This is a genomic window from Zooshikella ganghwensis (assembly GCF_018263875.1).
Classification (GTDB): Bacteria; Pseudomonadota; Gammaproteobacteria; order Pseudomonadales; family Zooshikellaceae; genus Zooshikella; species Zooshikella ganghwensis.
Genome location: NZ_JAEVHG010000004.1, coordinates 25,760 through 42,463 on the forward strand (window position 1 = coordinate 25,760; position 16,704 = coordinate 42,463).

Below are 16,704 nucleotides of genomic sequence, written 5' to 3' on the forward strand. Positions count from 1 at the left end.
GCATGATTATACCCTTCACGAATGATTTCTAGGTTTTGTTATCTTCAATCCTCACCCCAATCACCTATTAATATAGGCTCATGGGGTTTCATCACTCGATGGACGCCCCTAAAAACCCTTCGTTTTGGGTATATGTCAGCATCTCATGGTTTCGCATAGTACTATTACAAAGCTTATTTAATGTATATAGCTTGTTGTATAGTTAATTGCTGAGGTTACCTGTTAATATATTATTAAGTTAACCAATCAGGCTTGAAATTATAATCATCCATAAAGTACAGAGGATATGAATACCTACGGTAGCTTCATTGTATCGACGTGCTTGAATACTAGGTGAGTTTAAAAAGCGAGTAAGAAACCATAAGCTTAGTAACAAGGTGCTAGTAATAATAGTATAAAGCCACCAACTGCTTGTTAAGAAATAATAAATTAACAGCATAGCAAAGAGGCTGACTGAAAATACGCAACAGACAACCAGGGTGAGCGCGCGTGGTATACCGAGCACTGATGAATAAGTCGGAATATTTTCACTCTCTTCTTCATCAGGTTTTATTTTGCGAACAAATTCGAATGCAAAACCTGCGAAGAAAAAGAAGAGCATAATAAGTAAAATTAAATTTATGTTGATGCTGTTATGGCCTGCTAGAAAGTAAAACCACAAGCCAATAAGTGGCATAATTAACATATGAGAAAAACTATAGCTAAGGAGATGCTGATTTAGCCACTTTGAACTAAAAAATTCAAACGTCATGAGGGTTAGCCAACCAAGCATTAATAACCATGACTGTAAAGTGTATACAGTATTATTTTCAACAGATAAGCTTGATAAACCTGTAATAGCGAAAGCAATAATACCAATCACTTTTAGGTGAGATAGGCGAATATACCCTTGTTGAAGAACTCGCTCGGCGTGAAATGCGTTATCTATTTTATAATCTTTATGTTCATCTAAAATACGCAATAATAAAAAAATACTTACAGCGGCAAAACAGTTGGCTATATCATGCCATATTGGTATTGCGTCAGATGAGCTGTGTTTGACAATGGCTGAGACTGCCAGGTAGAGTGAAATTGCTAATAAGGCGTTGGCTAATGGAAAGCGCTCTTTTGCCCAGGCATGTATTCGATAAACCAAAGGAGAGTCATGAGAAAGTGTGCTTGCCTGTGCCATGTAAAGATCTCCTGTTTCCCTACGATAAATGAATGGAGATTACTCCTGTTGTTTCAGCATGTGTCCCCCTCCTCGAGTGCCTTTTATTTTATAAAGCTATTTGAGTACGTTGCCCAAAGCTTATTTTTATCATATACCCTTCACGAACCATTTTTAGGGTTTGTTGTCAGCGCTCTTCACCCCTAATATTTTTTATATGACAATAAACCATATTCACGTTTACTGATATTATTGTCTTATATATTTTCGGCTTACCCTAAGCTAGTTTAAGTTGTGTTATACACAATAATGGTCTTGAAGAGTGATGAGCGAAAATACTTATCACACTGGCGATGCATCAATACGGCTAAATGATGATACTAAAGTACAACCCTGATCAACATATTATGACTTAAGATCCAATTCTCATTATATGAATATTTAAAATGTATACAACATGTTTGTTATTGTTTTTTTTGTGTTAATTATTTTGTTAGACAAAGCTCTTGTATGTAATTATCTGAAATTTTTTTGGATCCTGAATTTTATGGAGAGTATAAGCATTGTACAGAATTTAATAGGTCAGGTTGGACCCATCAAAAATACTTCGTTGTGGGTATTTTTCATAAAGCAGTGATGATTTGACTAAATGATTGTCTAACAAGTAAGGGAAGTGAGTTTGAGTGCAGATAAGAGATAATTATGCTGCATTTTCCATCAAGAGCTGAGGGGTAAAATGACAGGTAAATGTACTACCTTTACCTAATTCACTGATGATTTCAAGATGACCATAATGTCGCAATAGAACATGTTTAACGATAGCGAGTCCCAGTCCAGTTCCTCCCGTCATCTTAGAGCGACTGGCATCGGCTCGATAAAAGCGTTCAGTCAAACGAGGAATATGCTTAGGGTCGATACCAACACCATCATCCATCACTGACAAGTGAGCACCTTTTTCGTCTTCCCACCAGTGAACATCAATAGCACCTTTGGCTGGTGTGTATTTAACGGCATTGAAAATTAAATTTGAAAACGCACTGTGTAGCTCACGTTCGTATCCCATTAAAATTGCATTTGGGCTACAGACAAAACTAATTCTATGTTGCTTTTCCCCACTAAGTGCTTTGGCATCATTAATGATGTTAGTGAGCAGTGTTGCTATATTAACTTCTTGTGGATCACTGATTTTATCGCTGGTTTCCAAGCGTGATAACAGCAGTAAATCACTTACCAGGTTTTCCATTCGATCAGACTGCTGTTGCATTTGCTGAATTGCACGAAGCCAGCGCTCGGGAAGACTGTCAGCATTATCGGCAAAAGTTTCCAAATAACCGCGGATAACGGTTAGTGGTGTACGTAATTCATGGGATACATTAGCGACAAAGTCTTTGCGCATTTGCTCAAGGTTATGCAGGCGTGTGATATCACGAGCTAACAGTAAACGATCATTTCGACCAAACAGTGTAATGGTAAAGAGCAAATGGATTTGCTCAGTGATGGGCGAGGGTATTTCTAACGGATCTGCATAGCGCTTTTCTTCAAAGTATTTACCAAAGGCAGGATCACGTATTAGGTTCGTGATGAGCTGACCTCGATCTACAGGTGAGCGAAATCCTAATAGCTTTTCCGCAGCATGGTTCCACCACTCTAAGTTGCCATGGCTGTCAATCATCACTACAGCATCTGATAGTGCTGCTGTTGAGTCTTGGACTCTGTCAATCACTGCTTGTAAGCGCGCACGGGACTTTTGATGACTTCGTTGTAGCCGGTAAATAGCATCAAAAATATCGCCCCAGATACCACGACTTTCTGGAGGTTCATTATTGGTGAGCTCACTTTCCTGAAGCCAGTGGTTTAATTTATAAACCTGTAACAAGGTCCAGAAGAGGTAACTACTTAAGGCTACAACTAGGGTCCAAGCAAGCTCATCAATGGCAAGCCCAAAGATGACTACAATGACTGCCCCAAAAAACAATCGTTGTGGCATGGTTTTCCAATCTTTGCTGACTAACCTTTGGTGGAAAAACGATAACCTGTGCCACGCACCGTTTGAATCAAGCGGTCATGGCCATTGCCTAGAGCTTTACGCAGGCGGCGGATATGGACATCAACAGTACGTTCCTCAACATACACATTGCCACCCCAGACTTGGTCAAGCAGTTGACTGCGGGTATAGGCACGTTCTTGATGAGTCATAAAAAATTGGAGCAGGCGGTATTCAGTGGGACCCATATCAGTAGGCTTGCCATTGATGGTCACTCGATGACTGACAGGATCAAGTTCAAGTCCTTCAACGCGTATGGGCTCTTGTGGTTCTTGAGCGCCTGAACGACGTAAAACTGCTTTTAGGCGAGCGACGAGTTCACGTGGTGAGAAAGGCTTAGTGATGTAATCATCTGCCCCAACCTCTAGACCTTGTATTTTGTTATCTTCTTCTCCTTTCGCGGTTAGCATAATGATAGGAATGCCAGCCGTCATTTCGTCCCTTCGTAAGCGCCGAGCCAATTCTATTCCGCTAGTACCTGGTAACATCCAGTCCAGCAGAATGAGGTCTGGCTTTTTGTCAATGATAATACCGTGCGCATCTTGTGTATTGTCTGCTTCCAGACATTCATAGCCAGCCATTTCGAGGGCGACTGCAATCATTTCCCTGATTGGGGCTTCATCATCAACAATAAGTATTTTTTTGCCAACCATGTTCAAGCCTTCTCTTCGCTCTACGGGTCAGCAACTCATTACACAGACTGTTTGTTACAATTAAATGACAAATAAAAGGCTATTGATTGAAACCTTTTAGGCATTTAGCAGATATGCCAAATGGTCCTAACTGTTACCAAAAAGCAGTCATAGTGCCCAGGAAAATGAGTAATCCGACCCAGTGATTATTCAAGAACGCAAGAAAACAACGCTCTCTGTTACGTCCATGTGTCAAATAGTGCTGGTAAATAAATAGCAAACTTGCAGCAATTAGACCAGTATAGAATGGCCAGTCAAGCTGTTGGATAATGCCTACAATCACCATCAACAGTAATGCAAGTAGCTGTAAAATAGCAATTATCAGGTTATCCGCCTGGCCAAATAAAATTGCAGTGGACTTGATGCCAATTTGCAAATCATCATCACGATCAACCATAGCGTACTGGGTATCATAGGCTACTGTCCATGACAAATTCGCGGCATAAAGTAACCAGGTAGTCACTGATAGCTCTCCGGTCTGTGCGGAAAATGTCATTGGAATACTCCAAGAGAACGCTGCTCCCAACACAACTTGTGGGAAGTGTGTATAACGCTTCATGAAGGGGTAGCAGGTTGCAAGTGCAAGTGCACCAAAAGATAGCAGTACAGTATAAGTGTTCGTTTGCAGAACCAGCAGAAAAGAAAATAGTACTAAAACAAAAAATAGCCAAATTGCTTCTTTCGCTGAGGCTTTACCTGTAATTAATGGGCGTAGTTGTGTTCGTTTAACATGCCCATCAAAGTGACGGTCAGCGAAGTCATTAATAACACAGCCTGCACTGCGCATTAAAAAAACACCTAATGAAAATATAATGATCAGGCTTGTATTGGGTAATCCCTGTGCAGCAATCCAGAGGCTCCAAAGGGTCGGCCAAAGTAAAAGGTAGGTACCAATCGGGCGGTTGAGCCGCATGAGCTGACTGTAAGCCCATAGGCGGGGCCATTGTTGCTGGATTACACGCATATTGACGTTGTTTTAATGGTCGTTTGAAGGCGATGAGGTGGTAAGTATATCACTTGCAGCTGGCTTGCCAATTTGTTCGTTTTCGATGCTGTGAAGCAAAAAGGGTAAAAAATATTCAGTGATCATGAGTGGCTTTTGACTCAATAAAAATCTGGATCGTCGTCCCCACACTTGTTCTGAAGGTAACGGTAAGTCGTGCTGAATAGGTAAATCAGCGGTTTTTAATGTTGTCAGCTCAAATTGTGGTAAGCGTATAATGTTGGCATTACCAAATAAAAAATGGCCAAGGGGCTGCTCTTTGATAGTAAGCAAGTCCTGGTAATTACCACTCAGTGTTTCTTTGGGAATGACAGTCCTTGCCAGTATGCAAGGTTGCTGTCTGACAAACAGTGTAATTTCACGGATGTTGGTTAACGTATCTGGGGTAATACCCAAATACTGTTGCTCTTCTTTAGTTGCTGTGAGCCATTGTTGTCTATGCAGGTGAACAGATACCTTGCTATTGAAGTGTTTTGCTAATTGTTCTGTTAATGAGCCTGGGTGAGTCAGCCAGTGTTTAAGGTGAGGGCATAACGGATCGTGAGCAGGCCACTTATGGGTAGGCTGCCAGCAGTGTTCACTGAAAAGCTGCATGTTGGAATAGCGGTTAAGGTTCATAATTCACAGCAGGATGCTTGAAACGGTTTGATGTTGCAAGGTGCAAACAACAGAAAAATAACTTTCATGTTAGTGATGGTCAATAGCATGACAACAGAGTCATGTGTTGCGTATGGAACCACTATACACCATACGTTATGCTGGCATTAGCCATCAATAATGGTTTAGTGAGGAAATCGAGTGAGCATGGAAGCATTTCGTAAGTGGCAGTGTACAGTCTGTGGCTTTATCTATGATGAAGCTGATGGCTGGCCTGATGATGACATTCCCCCTGGAACCCGCTGGGAAGATGTACCTGAAGAATGGATTTGTCCTGATTGTGGTGTATGCAAACAAGACTTTGAAATGATTCTTCTTGAATAATGTTGGACTGAGTTTGACTTTAAAAATTTATAAAGCAACAGGTCATGTGTGTCATGGAACCCCTCATTATAATTGGTACTGGGTTAGCGGGTTATACCCTTGCAAAAGAATATAGAAAGCATGATTCATATTCACCGCTTACATTGATCACGACTGATGATGGTCGTTATTACTCTAAGCCAATGCTGTCTATTGGTATGAGCCGAAAACAAATTGATACGGCAGATGCTCAGGAAATGGCCGAGCAGTTAAATGCCACTATCCTGACAAATACCCGTGTGACTGCAATTGATCCTCAGCATCACCTGATCAAGATAGGCAATGACGAACTTCGTTATCGCCAGCTTGTTTTAGCGTGGGGTGCCGATGTACTCCAGCTTGATGTTCAAGGTGACGGTACGGAGGAGATATACTCTGTTAACAACTTGCAGTCTTATGAGATTTTTCGCAAGGCAGTATCAGGTAAAAAACGTGTTGCTATCATTGGTAGTGGTTTAGTGGGCTGCGAGTTTGCCAATGATTTGATAGCGGCTGAACATCATGTGGAGTTGATCTCTCAAAGCCATAGCTTAATGCCTAAGTTGTTACCAGCTGATGTGGCTGCACCGTTGCAAAGTTGTTTGCAAACACTTGGTGTACGCTTTCATTTTGGCGTTGGTTTAGAAGAAGTAAACCGTATAGAGAACGGACTGGAACTGACCCTGACCAATGGCAAGCTTATTCATACGGATGTGGTGTTATCAGCAATAGGTATCAAACCTCACATCACAATGGCGCTTGAAGCCGGGCTTGAGGTTAATGAGGGTATTCAAGTTAATCATTTATTGGAAACTTCTGCACCTGATGTATTTGCTTTGGGAGACTGTGCAGAAGTAGAAGGACATGTCCTGTTGTATGTCATGCCGCTTATGGCATGTGCCAAAACATTAGCACGTACTTTAGCAGGGCATCCTACGCCATTACGTTATGGACCTATGCCCGTGGGTGTTAAAACGCCTATTTGCCCTGTTGTGGTTTGTCCACCACCTCGAGGATGTACTGGGCAATGGCAGATTCATGCCGAAGGTTTAGATGTTAGGGCGTGTTTTGTTAAGGATGAAAAACTATTCGGGTATGCGTTAACAGGACGCTATGTGAAAGAAAAATATGCGTTAAATAAACAGTTAACAATAAACTAATGGGTGCTATCAAAAGGGCATTAGCAAAAGGCCGGTATCAAAAAATAAATAATACTTATAAAAAAATTATGAGGGACAGAGTGTGCATAAGCCAGAATTAATTTCTGCAATTGCTGATCATGCATCAATGACGAAGGAACAAGCTTCTCATGTATTAACTGCAATACTGGATGAAATACAATTGGCACTCAGTCGTGAGGGTGATGTTGTGCTCATTGGCTTTGGTACTTTTTCCAGGCAACATCGAAAGGCACGGATAGGCAAAAACCCGCAAACAGGACAGCCAAAAGAAATTCCAGCAACCAATACTGTGAGTTTTAAAGCAGGTAAAAAACTAAAAGAAATAGTGAATGGGTGAAGTAAGATGATAAAGCTGAAATTGTTGTTATGGGTTATGGGATTATTGATGGGACGAGCCAGTAAACGCAATGAAAAATTACGAAAAAAATTAGATGATAAACAATTAACGGTGCAATTTCAGACAGATGATCGGCGTGTTGCTCGTCACTTTATTATAGAAAATCAGAAAATTTTGAGCCGGTCAGGCGTAGCCGATCAGCATGACTTCGCCATTTCTTTCAAAGATGCAGGAACGGGGCTTGCGGTATTAACTGCAAAAAACGCTCAGCTTGCTTTTATGCAAGCCATTCAAGAAAAGCAATTAATTGTGACGGGTGATCTAAGCCAAGTAATGTGGTTTCAAGGGATTGCTAAATACTGGTTACCTCGATAATTACGCTGATTTAAAAAATTGACTGAGTTGTTCGATTTCGCTTTCGCACTCAACAATTGATGCAACAGCATTAGCTGCATTTGCAGGGTTTAACTCTAAATACTCATATAATTGAGGAATAATGCCTTCGTCAGGCGCATCACCAATGCCGTGCTGACGCAATAGTCGGCCAGTAATATTTAATAAGTGTGGATATTCTTGATGAGTACCAGAATACTCAGCCTCATTCTGGTAGCGAATGGCTGTGCAAACCTCTTCAGGCATATCCCATATTTGCATTAACCAACCGCCAATCTGGTCACGAGATACACCAATAATATGCCGTTCAATATCAACATGGTTAATATGTGGATTCGCTTCTATATGGCGGCAAATAAGCGAAAAATAAGGTGGAAAAACATAAGCTAACACTAAATAACCAAAATTATGGAGTAATCCACATAGATAAGAGAGTCCGAGTTCAGGACGTTTTTTTAACGGAATTTGGCGTACTAAGGATTCGACCGATGTGGCAGTAAAAGCAGCCTGGTGCCAATACGGCGTGAAGCCATGGGGGTGATCTTTAGGGGGTTGTAAAGCTTTACCCAACGATAGGCCAATTGCCAGGTTAATCACCAAGTCAAAACCCAGTACTCTGACAATAGCATCTTCGATGGAGCGTACTCGACCAGGGGCCGCATAGTAAGGAGAAGAGGCCCAGCTTACGACTTGGGCTGCCAGGCTGGGATCACGTTCCACAATGTCAACAAGATCTTTCACAGCTGCATTTGGATCAACACGAAGTTGAATAATACGTTGTGCTGTTTCTGGTAGAGGTGGAATTTCAATGGTTTGCTCTAGTCTTTGCTTTATTCGAAGAGAGGTAAAGTTTTCTACAGCTAAGGTTAATTCTTTAACATCAGTATTTGTATCTGTAGTAAGTGGCCGGTTTGGAATTTTTTCTGTTACCTGCATTGGCGTGGCGTTTTGCAAAATTTGCTTGAAATCCGCCATTCTTATCTTGATAAAGTGGCCTAACTGACCTGACTCTAAGTAAAGCTCATTATGGTCAAATAAACGATCATCAACAATGGTTGGAAATCCAGTGAGCTGTGGAATACCGGGCAGCGCATCAACCCCTTGGCTTTGCAAAATATGCTGTAGATTTTCCGGAGCAATAGCTGTGAGGTTTCGACCTAAGCGCTCATTTAAAGTGTTTAAGTCAATGAGGTGATCATGAGGAAAGATAAGTTGTAATTTCCCCTCATTATCCTCTAACACAACTGACACAGCGACGTTTGGTGGTAGGGTGTTAGCTGGCCTCATAATTTGCTCATGTCCTGTAATACCATATGAAATATGCTCGCTTTCCAGCAATTTTTGTACTTGCTCAGGAATAGGCATTGGACTAGTACCTTTCCGACTAAACGATTAAATCTTTCAATTAGTGTAGTCAAAGAGCTACTGGTCGTAGTAAAGAATGGCAAAAAACTATGAAACCATTTTGCATTCAACAATAAATAAGCGGAAAAAAATAATTGAATGCTCTGTTACTTAAAAAGTAGAAAAAAATTAAAAACAGAAACCCCAGAGTAAAACTCTGGGGATAAGTTTAAAAGTAGGATGGAGGGGGAGGTGGTGGTGGCAAGTCATCATCTGAATCTGGCCAGTCTGGATCATCACCGTCACCGGGTGGTTGTGGTGGCACTGGGATGCCTGGGTCATCATCATCGCCATCACCGGGTGGTTGTGGTGGCACTGGGATGCTTGGGTCATCATCATCGCCATCACCGGGTGGTTGTGGTGGCACTGGGATACCTGGGTCATCATCATCGCCATCACCGGGTGGTTGCGGTGGTACAGGGATATCTGGGTCATCACCATCGCCATCACCAGGTGGTTGCGGTGGCACTGGGATGTCTGGATCATTAGGGTCATCTGGCCAACCTGGCCCATCAGGATCGTTGGGGTCACTTGGATCATTAGGATCTGGCCAGTCAGGCCCATCAGGATCGTTGGGGTCACTTGGATCATTTGGGTCCGGCGAATCAGGATCGTTTGGATCGGGCCAGCCAGGACCATCAGGGTCATTAGGGTCACTTGGATCGTTAGGATCTGGCTTGTTAGGGTCGTCAGGATCACTCGGATCAGGTGTACCTGGATCTGGGTTAGGGTTAGTATCCAGATCAACGTATTTTTTAATCCAGTCATTATAATTCGCGACTTTGGTATAAACGCCAGGGTAGCCTGGACGAGCACAGCCAGAACCAAAGCTAACAACGCCAACTTGGTATAAGGTGTTATACCATTTCACAAAAAGTGGTCCGCCGCTATCACCTTGACATGAGTCTTTTCCACCCTGGCGATAGCCCGCACAAACCATGTTATCTGTCAGTCCATAATAAGCCTGCTGACATTCTTGTTGAGAGACAATCGGTACATCAACCTCGCGTAACTTGTTCGGAAGTGCTCTTCTGAAGTTTGCTTGTGTGCTACCCCAGCCAGCAACAGTAGAAGTTGCACCTGGTTGTGCTGCTGAATGATGGATATTAGTATCAGCAAGCTTTATTGTGCTGACATCAGCTTTGATAGGGCGACTTAATTTTACTAATGCAATGTCATTATCTGATGAGCGACTGTTATATCTAGGATGTGAAATAAACCGCTCAATAGGAATAACTTCACCTTGCCGACTATTGGTTCGGTCAAAGCGTCCCACTGTTACGTTTCTGACTCCCTTACAGTGGGCTGCAGTTAGAACCCATTCCTTGTTAAGAATGCTGCCACCACAACCACCAAGCCATGCCATAAATTTTCGTTCTGCAAAATTTGACTCTCGTCCACCGACTATTTCCTGTGTCGGTTTTGAATTTTTTGCCTGTTGGTAGTTGGGATTGATAACAAGCTGTTCGGGTGCGGCATGAACGACACTTGCTACTGCAATAAATAATGTGGATAAGGACAGTTGAATTGTCTTTATAGGGGGTGACTTATCTTTCATTGGCTAAGCCCTGTTAATGGGTGTAAATCTCGCTTTTCAAATTGGGTGTTTACTCTTTGTAATGTGGATTCCTTTATAAATGTGCTTTTTTAAAGGTGTCCATATATTTACCGGTAACACTATTACCGGAATAAAGTCACAATAATTTGGTGAAAATACAAAGAGTATTGTTGGTACTTATAATTAATTTGTTTTTTTAGATTAATTTTATTTAAAGTGAGAAAATAGTAACTGTTACACCAAAGAAGAATATTTTTAATAAAGGCGAGGTTAATTTTGTTTTTTTAGTTTGCTCTCATAGTAGATATGTATAAGAGTAGAATTTTATTATGTGGTTTTTATCCCGGTATACTCTTCGCGACATTTTATTTATATGCAACTTATATGTAACCTGATTTATACCCTTGCGTAGTTTATTACTTCTTGATCTAACCAGCGCTCAATAATGGTATCGACGCGCTCAGGATAATGAGTTAATAATAATTGGGCGATGTGTTGCACTGTGGGTAATAGTGCTTGGTCACGCAGAATATCAGCAATTTTTAAGTTGGCGACACCTGTTTGACGTGTACCCAATACTTCTCCGGGACCTCTTAACTGTAAGTCTTTTTCGGAAATTAAAAAGCCATCATTGGTTTCGCGCATAATACTTAAACGTTCACGACTTTGATGTGATAGAGGGTGGTGGTACAACAACACACAATGACTGGCAACTGAGCCACGGCCAACGCGGCCACGTAATTGATGTAGTTGGGCAAGCCCTAAACGTTCTGGGTTTTCAATAATCATTAAGCTGGCGTTGGGAACATTAACACCGACTTCTATAACAGTTGTGGCGACTAATAAATCAAGGTTACCCTCTTTAAATGCTGCCATTACCGCGGCCTTTTCATTGGCTTTCATTCGGCCATGAATTAATCCAACCCGAATTCCTGGTAATTGTTCTTTAAGAAGCTCAGCCGTTTCTTCTGCCGCTTGACTTTCTATTGCCTCAGACGTTTCGATCAACGTGCAAACCCAGTAAACCTGTCGTCCTTCTTGGATTGCATGCTGCACTCGTTGTATAACCATGGGTCTACGAGTATCAGGTATCGCGACAGTATTGACGGGCGTTCTACCTGGGGGCAATTCATCAATGACAGAGCAATTTAAATCAGCATAAGCACTCATAGCGAGGGTTCTGGGAATGGGGGTTGCAGTCATAATAAGCTGGTGAGGAGTATACTGATTACTTTCGCCTTTTTGCGTCAAGGCTAAACGTTGATGAACACCAAAGCGATGTTGTTCATCAATAATAACCAGTGCCAGCTGATGAAATAAAACATGCTCTTGAAAAAGTGCATGTGTGCCTACCACCAGTTGTGCTTGACCAGATTGAATGGCTTCAAGTGCAGTGTTTCGCTCTTTAGTAGACATTTTTCCAGTAAGCCAACAGACGCTGATACCAAGTGGCGTGAACCAGTTCGAGAAGTTTTCCAGATGCTGCTCAGCCAGTATTTCTGTAGGAGCCATAATGGCAGCTTGTTGACCATTGGCGATGGCATGTAACGCTGCAAGTGCTGCGACTACTGTTTTGCCTGATCCAACATCACCTTGCACTAAACGCAACATAGGGTGATGGTGAGCCAAATCAGTGGCTATTTCATCATATACTTTCTGTTGAGCTTGGGTCAGTGCAAAGGGCAGGCAGCTTAAAAAGCCTGGAATATACTGGGTATCGGCGGGCAATGGTGAACTTTTAAATTGTCGTTTAGTAAAACGTAATTTCAATAAATTCAAATGGTGAGCCAACAGCTCTTCTAGGCATAAGCGCTGTTGAGCTGGATGACTACCTTGTTCAAGTTGACTGATATTGGTGGACGGTGGTGGGTTGTGCAGCACTGTTATTGCTTGGCTCAAAGGCATTAGCTGAGGAGGGAGAACCGCTTCATCAGGTAATAACTCTTTAAGTTGTGGTAGGTATTTGAGTGCTTGCTGACAATACTGACGTATTTTTTTTTGCGTTAACCCCTCTGTTGCCGGGTAAACGGGTGTTAATGCTGCCATGTTCGCAGAGGGAGAGAGTGAGGCGGTAGATGTATTAATAAATTCATATTCAGGATGGATTAATTCTAACCCGTGTTGTCCACGTCGAACTTCTCCAAAACACTGCATAAGCCGGCCTGATTGAAACTGCTGTTTTTGAGCAGCAGCAAAATGAAAGAAGCGAAGCTGTAGACTGCAGCCAGAATCATCCTTTATTTTTACAATTAAACTTCGACGCTTACCGGGTGTTAAATGCGCACTTTGGATGGTGCCCTGTATAACGACTTCAGCGCTGTGCTGAAGTTGGTTAATAGGGGTTATCTGTGTTCTATCTTGATAACGCAAGGGTAAATGGAGGAGCAAATCCTGAATAGTGCTTATTCCTAACCGTTGTAGTTTAGCCGCTGTGCTGCTACCTATACCGGAAAGTGCACTGATGGGTACTTGATGTAGTGGTGGTTGTGAGGAGGTGCTTTCCATTATTGATTACGTTAACTAAATGGATGCTTTTCCTTTATTCCTTTCTTTATCTGAAGGTGATGCACCACTCGTGGTGACAGCGTCATCTGTTGCTTTACATTCACCTTTGACAGCACACTGACGAATAGCTTGCGACAGTACATCAATGGCTTTAGGACGCGGAAAGCTAACACGCCAGGCTAGAGCAATAGTCCGAAAAGGTGCTGGCGAGGTGAAAGATCGGGTGGTCAAAATACCGTCAGCGTAGTGACTGTTGTCAGCAGCGGATAAGGGCAGAACAGTAATGCCCATCCCAGAAGCCACCATATGCCGTATGGTCTCAAGTGAACTAGCCTCAATATCAGTTTGTAAGCCTTCAGTGTGACTAACACGTTTTTGTGTCAAGGCGGGACAGGCTTCGAGGATTTGGTCACGGAAGCAATGGCCTTCACCAAGTAGCAATAGCTTATTTTCGGCTAACTGATCTCGTGAGATTTCCTGTTGCTTGGTTAAAGCATGCTCGGCAGGCAATAACACTGTGAATGGTTCATCAAATAAGGATAGTGTAACGACATCTGGTTCAGTAAACGGTAGGGCAATGATAATGACATCAAGCTCACCTTTACGTAATTTTTGGCGCAGTACTGCTGTAAAGTTTTCCTCAATATAAAGCGGCATAGAGGGCGTTAGTTCATGGAGCTGCGGTATTAAATGTGGAAATAAATAAGGGCCTACCGTGTAAATCGCACCAATGCGAAGAGGCGTGGTGAGCTGGTCTTTACCGGCAGTGGATATCTCTTTAATTGTGGCGGCTTCTTCAAGTACTTTTTGGGCTTGCTCTACTATACGTTCACCTATAGGTGTTACACGTACGGCATTTTTTGTACGTTCAAAAATCGCAATGCCTAGTTCGTCTTCTAGTTTTTTAACGCCCACACTTAATGTGGGTTGACTAACAAAACAGCGTTCAGCTGCACGTCCAAAGTGCTGCTCTTGAGCAAGGGTCACAATGTAGCGGAGTTCTGTTAGTGTCATAGCGCTTACTGTACTTGATCTAATTTATATTCACATTACTGACAACTTAGTGTAGTCATAACGTTTTTTTATCCACAGAAACAGAAAAAAAGAAAAGTACTTTTCTTTTGTCATCGAGCTGTGGAAAGTCATACACTACAAATATTTGATTGATAAAATTAATTAGCTACTTATCTATAGTAGGTAATTTTAAGCTATTTGGACCTGATATGCATCGTAAATCTATCATAATTGTGGGCTGTGGCGACCTTGGCACTCGTTTAGGTATCCAGCTAAGTGAACAAGGGCATGAGGTTTATGGGCTTCGACGTACAAAAAATGCATTACCTTCGTTGCTGAAGACTGTTTCGTGTGATGTCAGTTGTATGACATCACTTGCATCATGCTGGCCAGCAAGAACCTTTGATTATGTCGTCTATTGCTTGGCTGCTTGTGCTTACACTGAGGAAGGCTATGAATCAGCCTATGTGACTGGTTTACACAATGTATTAAAACAGTTGCAGGGTAACCCTCCTAAGCGAGTTTTCTTTATTTCTAGTACCAGTGTGTATGAGCAACGTGTTGGCGAAGTTGTAACTGAAGTAACGCCTATCAGCCCTAAACATTTTGCTGGGGTGGTTATGCAGAAAGCTGAACAGTTGCTTGAGAAGGTTTCTTATCCTACAACAGTTGTGCGTTTTGCAGGTATTTATGGCCCTGGTCGTGAGCGGTTGATAAAAAAAGTACAGTCAGGTGAAGTATGTTCTGAAGACACGAATCCCATCAGCAACCGGATTCATATTGAAGACTGTGTTGGTTTGTTAATGCATTTAATTAAACTCGACTGTATGGACCAGCCTTTACAGGATTGTTATATAGGTGTGGATAATCAGCCTGTGCCGCTACGTGAGGTAACGCTTTGGCTGGCTAAGCAGCTCGGCGTTACACCAAGCAAGGACGTTGCTATGGGACGAGGTGGAAGTAAGCGATGTAGTAACCAGAGAGTGCTTGATAGTGGTTATCAGTTCAAGTATCCAAGCTATAAAGAAGGTTACCAAGCGTTGCTATAACTAGGAATGCCAACAAACTATCATTTGGAGGCCCTATTTGGTAGATGTTTCCCCATCAAAATAAGACTGCCAGATAGCGTCGTATGTACCATTGTTGCGAATAGCAATTAAGCCAGCATTAAACCGGTCACGAAGCTCTTCTGTTCGAAACGCTGCTTGGTAAACAGATGTTCTAGGGAAAATTTGATGAATATTGTATTCAAACTTATCGGTGTCTGGCAGTTTTAGCCAGTACCAGCGAAAAATGTTTCTATCAATAATAAGAGCATCAGCTCTATTTGTGAGTAGCATACTGATTTGTTGAGTTTGAGCATTTACTTCATGGTAGGTTGTGGGTATTTGGTGGTTTTGATGAATGAGGTTTTGTAGCTCAGGACCGAGTAAGTGAGATGCACCTTGCCAGCTACTAATACGTAATCCTGCTAAGTCAGCAACATTGTTGGCAATAATATGGTTTTCTGTTTTAGTCACCAGTACATTAAAAAAAACTAAGTAAGGTGTTGAGTAAAATAAACCATCATTTGCTTTTGTGGTAAGTGATGAAGCCCCATCAAGCCGCTTTTTGACTTGTTGATAAAGTGTTTTCCTCGGAAATAACCGTATCACAACTTCTGTGTTTTGGGTGGCAAATGCCGCTTTTACCAGATCAATTTCCAAGCCACTTTCTTCATTGATGACATAAGGGGGTTTATCTTGACCAAACCCGATATGCACCATCTCAAAGGCTTGAAGGTTAGTATTAAATAACGCACAGCCAAAAGTATTAATGATAAAACCTATGAGTAGCTTGCTGGATAAACTCCTCAGTTTTCTCAAGTAACGGCTTTGCATGTGGAGACTAACAAAGGTAACAAATGATTTTAAATAGAGTAGTCTGCACTTGCAGAATAAGCTAAATGGCAAATATTGAAGGGAGTGAGAGGCTTATATTGGAAGGATACTGCTGCTGTTGCGAGCAGCAGTAAAAAAAGATTACTCAACCAGTTCCATAATACCGTCCATTTCTACCATCACTCCTTTAGGTAGTTCAGCAACGCCAATAGCCGCACGGGCTGGATAAGGTGCTTGGAAGTACTTAGCCATAATTTCATTTACGGTGGCAAAGTTGCTCAGGTCTGTCATGAAGATATTGAGTTTGACAATATCATTGAGTGAGCCACCTGCGGCTTCAGTAACGGCTTGCAAATTTTCAAAAACCTGTGTTGCTTGAGCTGCAAAGTCATCGTTACTTACGACTTCCATTGTGGTTGGATCGAGTGGAATCTGACCAGACAAATACACGGTGGTGCCCACTTTAATTGCTTGCGAGTATGTACCAATGGCCGCTGGAGCTTTTTCTGTAGTGATGACTTGCTTGTTGCTCATGGAAAATCCT

Annotated in this window: 16 protein-coding genes; 5 read left to right on the forward strand and 11 right to left on the reverse strand. The window is 42.1% G+C overall.

Annotated features, from left to right (window positions below; genetic code table 11):
• Positions 1–238: 238 nt before the first annotated feature.
• The 5 genes from KHS79_RS07905 to KHS79_RS07925 all read right to left on the reverse strand — a co-directional run bounded on the left by KHS79_RS07905 (position 239) and on the right by KHS79_RS07925 (position 5,507).
• The gene (locus KHS79_RS07905; protein ID WP_212718150.1) at positions 239–1,171 is read right to left on the reverse strand and encodes a UbiA family prenyltransferase; all 933 of its coding nucleotides are present in this window, start codon (positions 1,169–1,171) and stop codon (positions 239–241) included.
• A 679-nt stretch (positions 1,172–1,850) separates the two neighbouring features.
• Complete coding sequence (gene phoR, locus KHS79_RS07910; protein WP_212718152.1) at positions 1,851–3,137, reverse strand: phosphate regulon sensor histidine kinase PhoR; 1,287 nt, start codon at positions 3,135–3,137, stop codon at positions 1,851–1,853.
• Between the two features lie 20 nt (positions 3,138–3,157).
• Positions 3,158–3,847 (reverse strand): phosphate regulon transcriptional regulator PhoB, encoded by a 690-nt coding sequence (gene phoB, locus KHS79_RS07915; protein ID WP_027707294.1) that lies wholly within the window; start codon positions 3,845–3,847, stop codon positions 3,158–3,160.
• 133 nt (positions 3,848–3,980) lie between these two features.
• Complete coding sequence (gene ubiA / locus KHS79_RS07920; RefSeq protein WP_027707293.1) at positions 3,981–4,850, reverse strand: 4-hydroxybenzoate octaprenyltransferase; 870 nt, start codon at positions 4,848–4,850, stop codon at positions 3,981–3,983.
• Positions 4,851–4,862: 12 nt separating this feature from the next.
• Positions 4,863–5,507 carry a chorismate--pyruvate lyase family protein gene (locus tag KHS79_RS07925; RefSeq protein ID WP_212718154.1) on the reverse strand — a complete coding sequence of 215 codons (645 nt, stop codon included), beginning with the start codon at positions 5,505–5,507 and terminating at the stop codon, positions 4,863–4,865.
• Positions 5,508–5,693: 186 nt separating this feature from the next.
• Here KHS79_RS07925 and KHS79_RS07930 point away from each other — a divergent pair, with 186 nt between their 5' ends.
• The 4 genes from KHS79_RS07930 (at position 5,694) to KHS79_RS07945 (ending at position 7,781) form a co-directional block, all read left to right on the forward strand.
• Positions 5,694–5,870: a rubredoxin gene (locus KHS79_RS07930; RefSeq protein ID WP_038290231.1), complete on the forward strand. Its 177-nt coding sequence runs from the start codon at positions 5,694–5,696 to the stop codon at positions 5,868–5,870.
• A gap of 53 nt (positions 5,871–5,923) precedes the next feature.
• A complete protein-coding gene (locus tag KHS79_RS07935; protein ID WP_212718156.1) occupies positions 5,924–7,048 on the forward strand; it encodes an FAD-dependent oxidoreductase in 1,125 nt (374 codons plus the stop codon).
• 82 nt (positions 7,049–7,130) lie between these two features.
• Positions 7,131–7,406 carry an HU family DNA-binding protein gene (locus KHS79_RS07940; protein WP_212718158.1) on the forward strand — a complete coding sequence of 92 codons (276 nt, stop codon included), beginning with the start codon at positions 7,131–7,133 and terminating at the stop codon, positions 7,404–7,406.
• A 6-nt stretch (positions 7,407–7,412) separates the two neighbouring features.
• The gene (locus tag KHS79_RS07945) at positions 7,413–7,781 is read left to right on the forward strand and encodes a helicase (RefSeq protein WP_212718160.1); all 369 of its coding nucleotides are present in this window, start codon (positions 7,413–7,415) and stop codon (positions 7,779–7,781) included.
• On the opposite strand, the gene KHS79_RS07950 is transcribed toward KHS79_RS07945, so the two are convergent.
• The 4 genes from KHS79_RS07950 to KHS79_RS07965 form a co-directional block, all read right to left on the reverse strand.
• The gene (locus KHS79_RS07950) at positions 7,782–9,164 is read right to left on the reverse strand and encodes an HDOD domain-containing protein (RefSeq protein WP_027707287.1); all 1,383 of its coding nucleotides are present in this window, start codon (positions 9,162–9,164) and stop codon (positions 7,782–7,784) included.
• Between the two features lie 208 nt (positions 9,165–9,372).
• A complete protein-coding gene (locus KHS79_RS07955) occupies positions 9,373–10,761 on the reverse strand; it encodes a serine protease (protein ID WP_212718162.1) in 1,389 nt (462 codons plus the stop codon).
• Positions 10,762–11,157: 396 nt separating this feature from the next.
• Positions 11,158–13,266: an ATP-dependent DNA helicase RecG gene (gene recG, locus KHS79_RS07960; RefSeq protein WP_212718164.1), complete on the reverse strand. Its 2,109-nt coding sequence runs from the start codon at positions 13,264–13,266 to the stop codon at positions 11,158–11,160.
• Between the two features lie 15 nt (positions 13,267–13,281).
• Positions 13,282–14,280, reverse strand: coding sequence for a hydrogen peroxide-inducible genes activator (locus KHS79_RS07965; RefSeq protein ID WP_212718166.1), 999 nt, complete (start codon positions 14,278–14,280; stop codon positions 13,282–13,284).
• 209 nt (positions 14,281–14,489) lie between these two features.
• Here KHS79_RS07965 and KHS79_RS07970 point away from each other — a divergent pair, with 209 nt between their 5' ends.
• Positions 14,490–15,329 carry an SDR family oxidoreductase gene (locus tag KHS79_RS07970; RefSeq protein WP_212718168.1) on the forward strand — a complete coding sequence of 280 codons (840 nt, stop codon included), beginning with the start codon at positions 14,490–14,492 and terminating at the stop codon, positions 15,327–15,329.
• A gap of 33 nt (positions 15,330–15,362) precedes the next feature.
• Here KHS79_RS07970 and KHS79_RS07975 read toward each other — a convergent pair whose 3' ends face one another.
• Both KHS79_RS07975 and KHS79_RS07980 read right to left on the reverse strand, forming a co-directional pair.
• On the reverse strand, positions 15,363–16,160 hold the full coding sequence (locus tag KHS79_RS07975) for a substrate-binding periplasmic protein (RefSeq protein ID WP_212718170.1): 798 nt from the start codon (positions 16,158–16,160) through the stop codon (positions 15,363–15,365).
• 141 nt (positions 16,161–16,301) lie between these two features.
• A complete protein-coding gene (locus KHS79_RS07980) occupies positions 16,302–16,694 on the reverse strand; it encodes a RidA family protein (protein WP_212718172.1) in 393 nt (130 codons plus the stop codon).
• Positions 16,695–16,704: the final 10 nt, after the last annotated feature.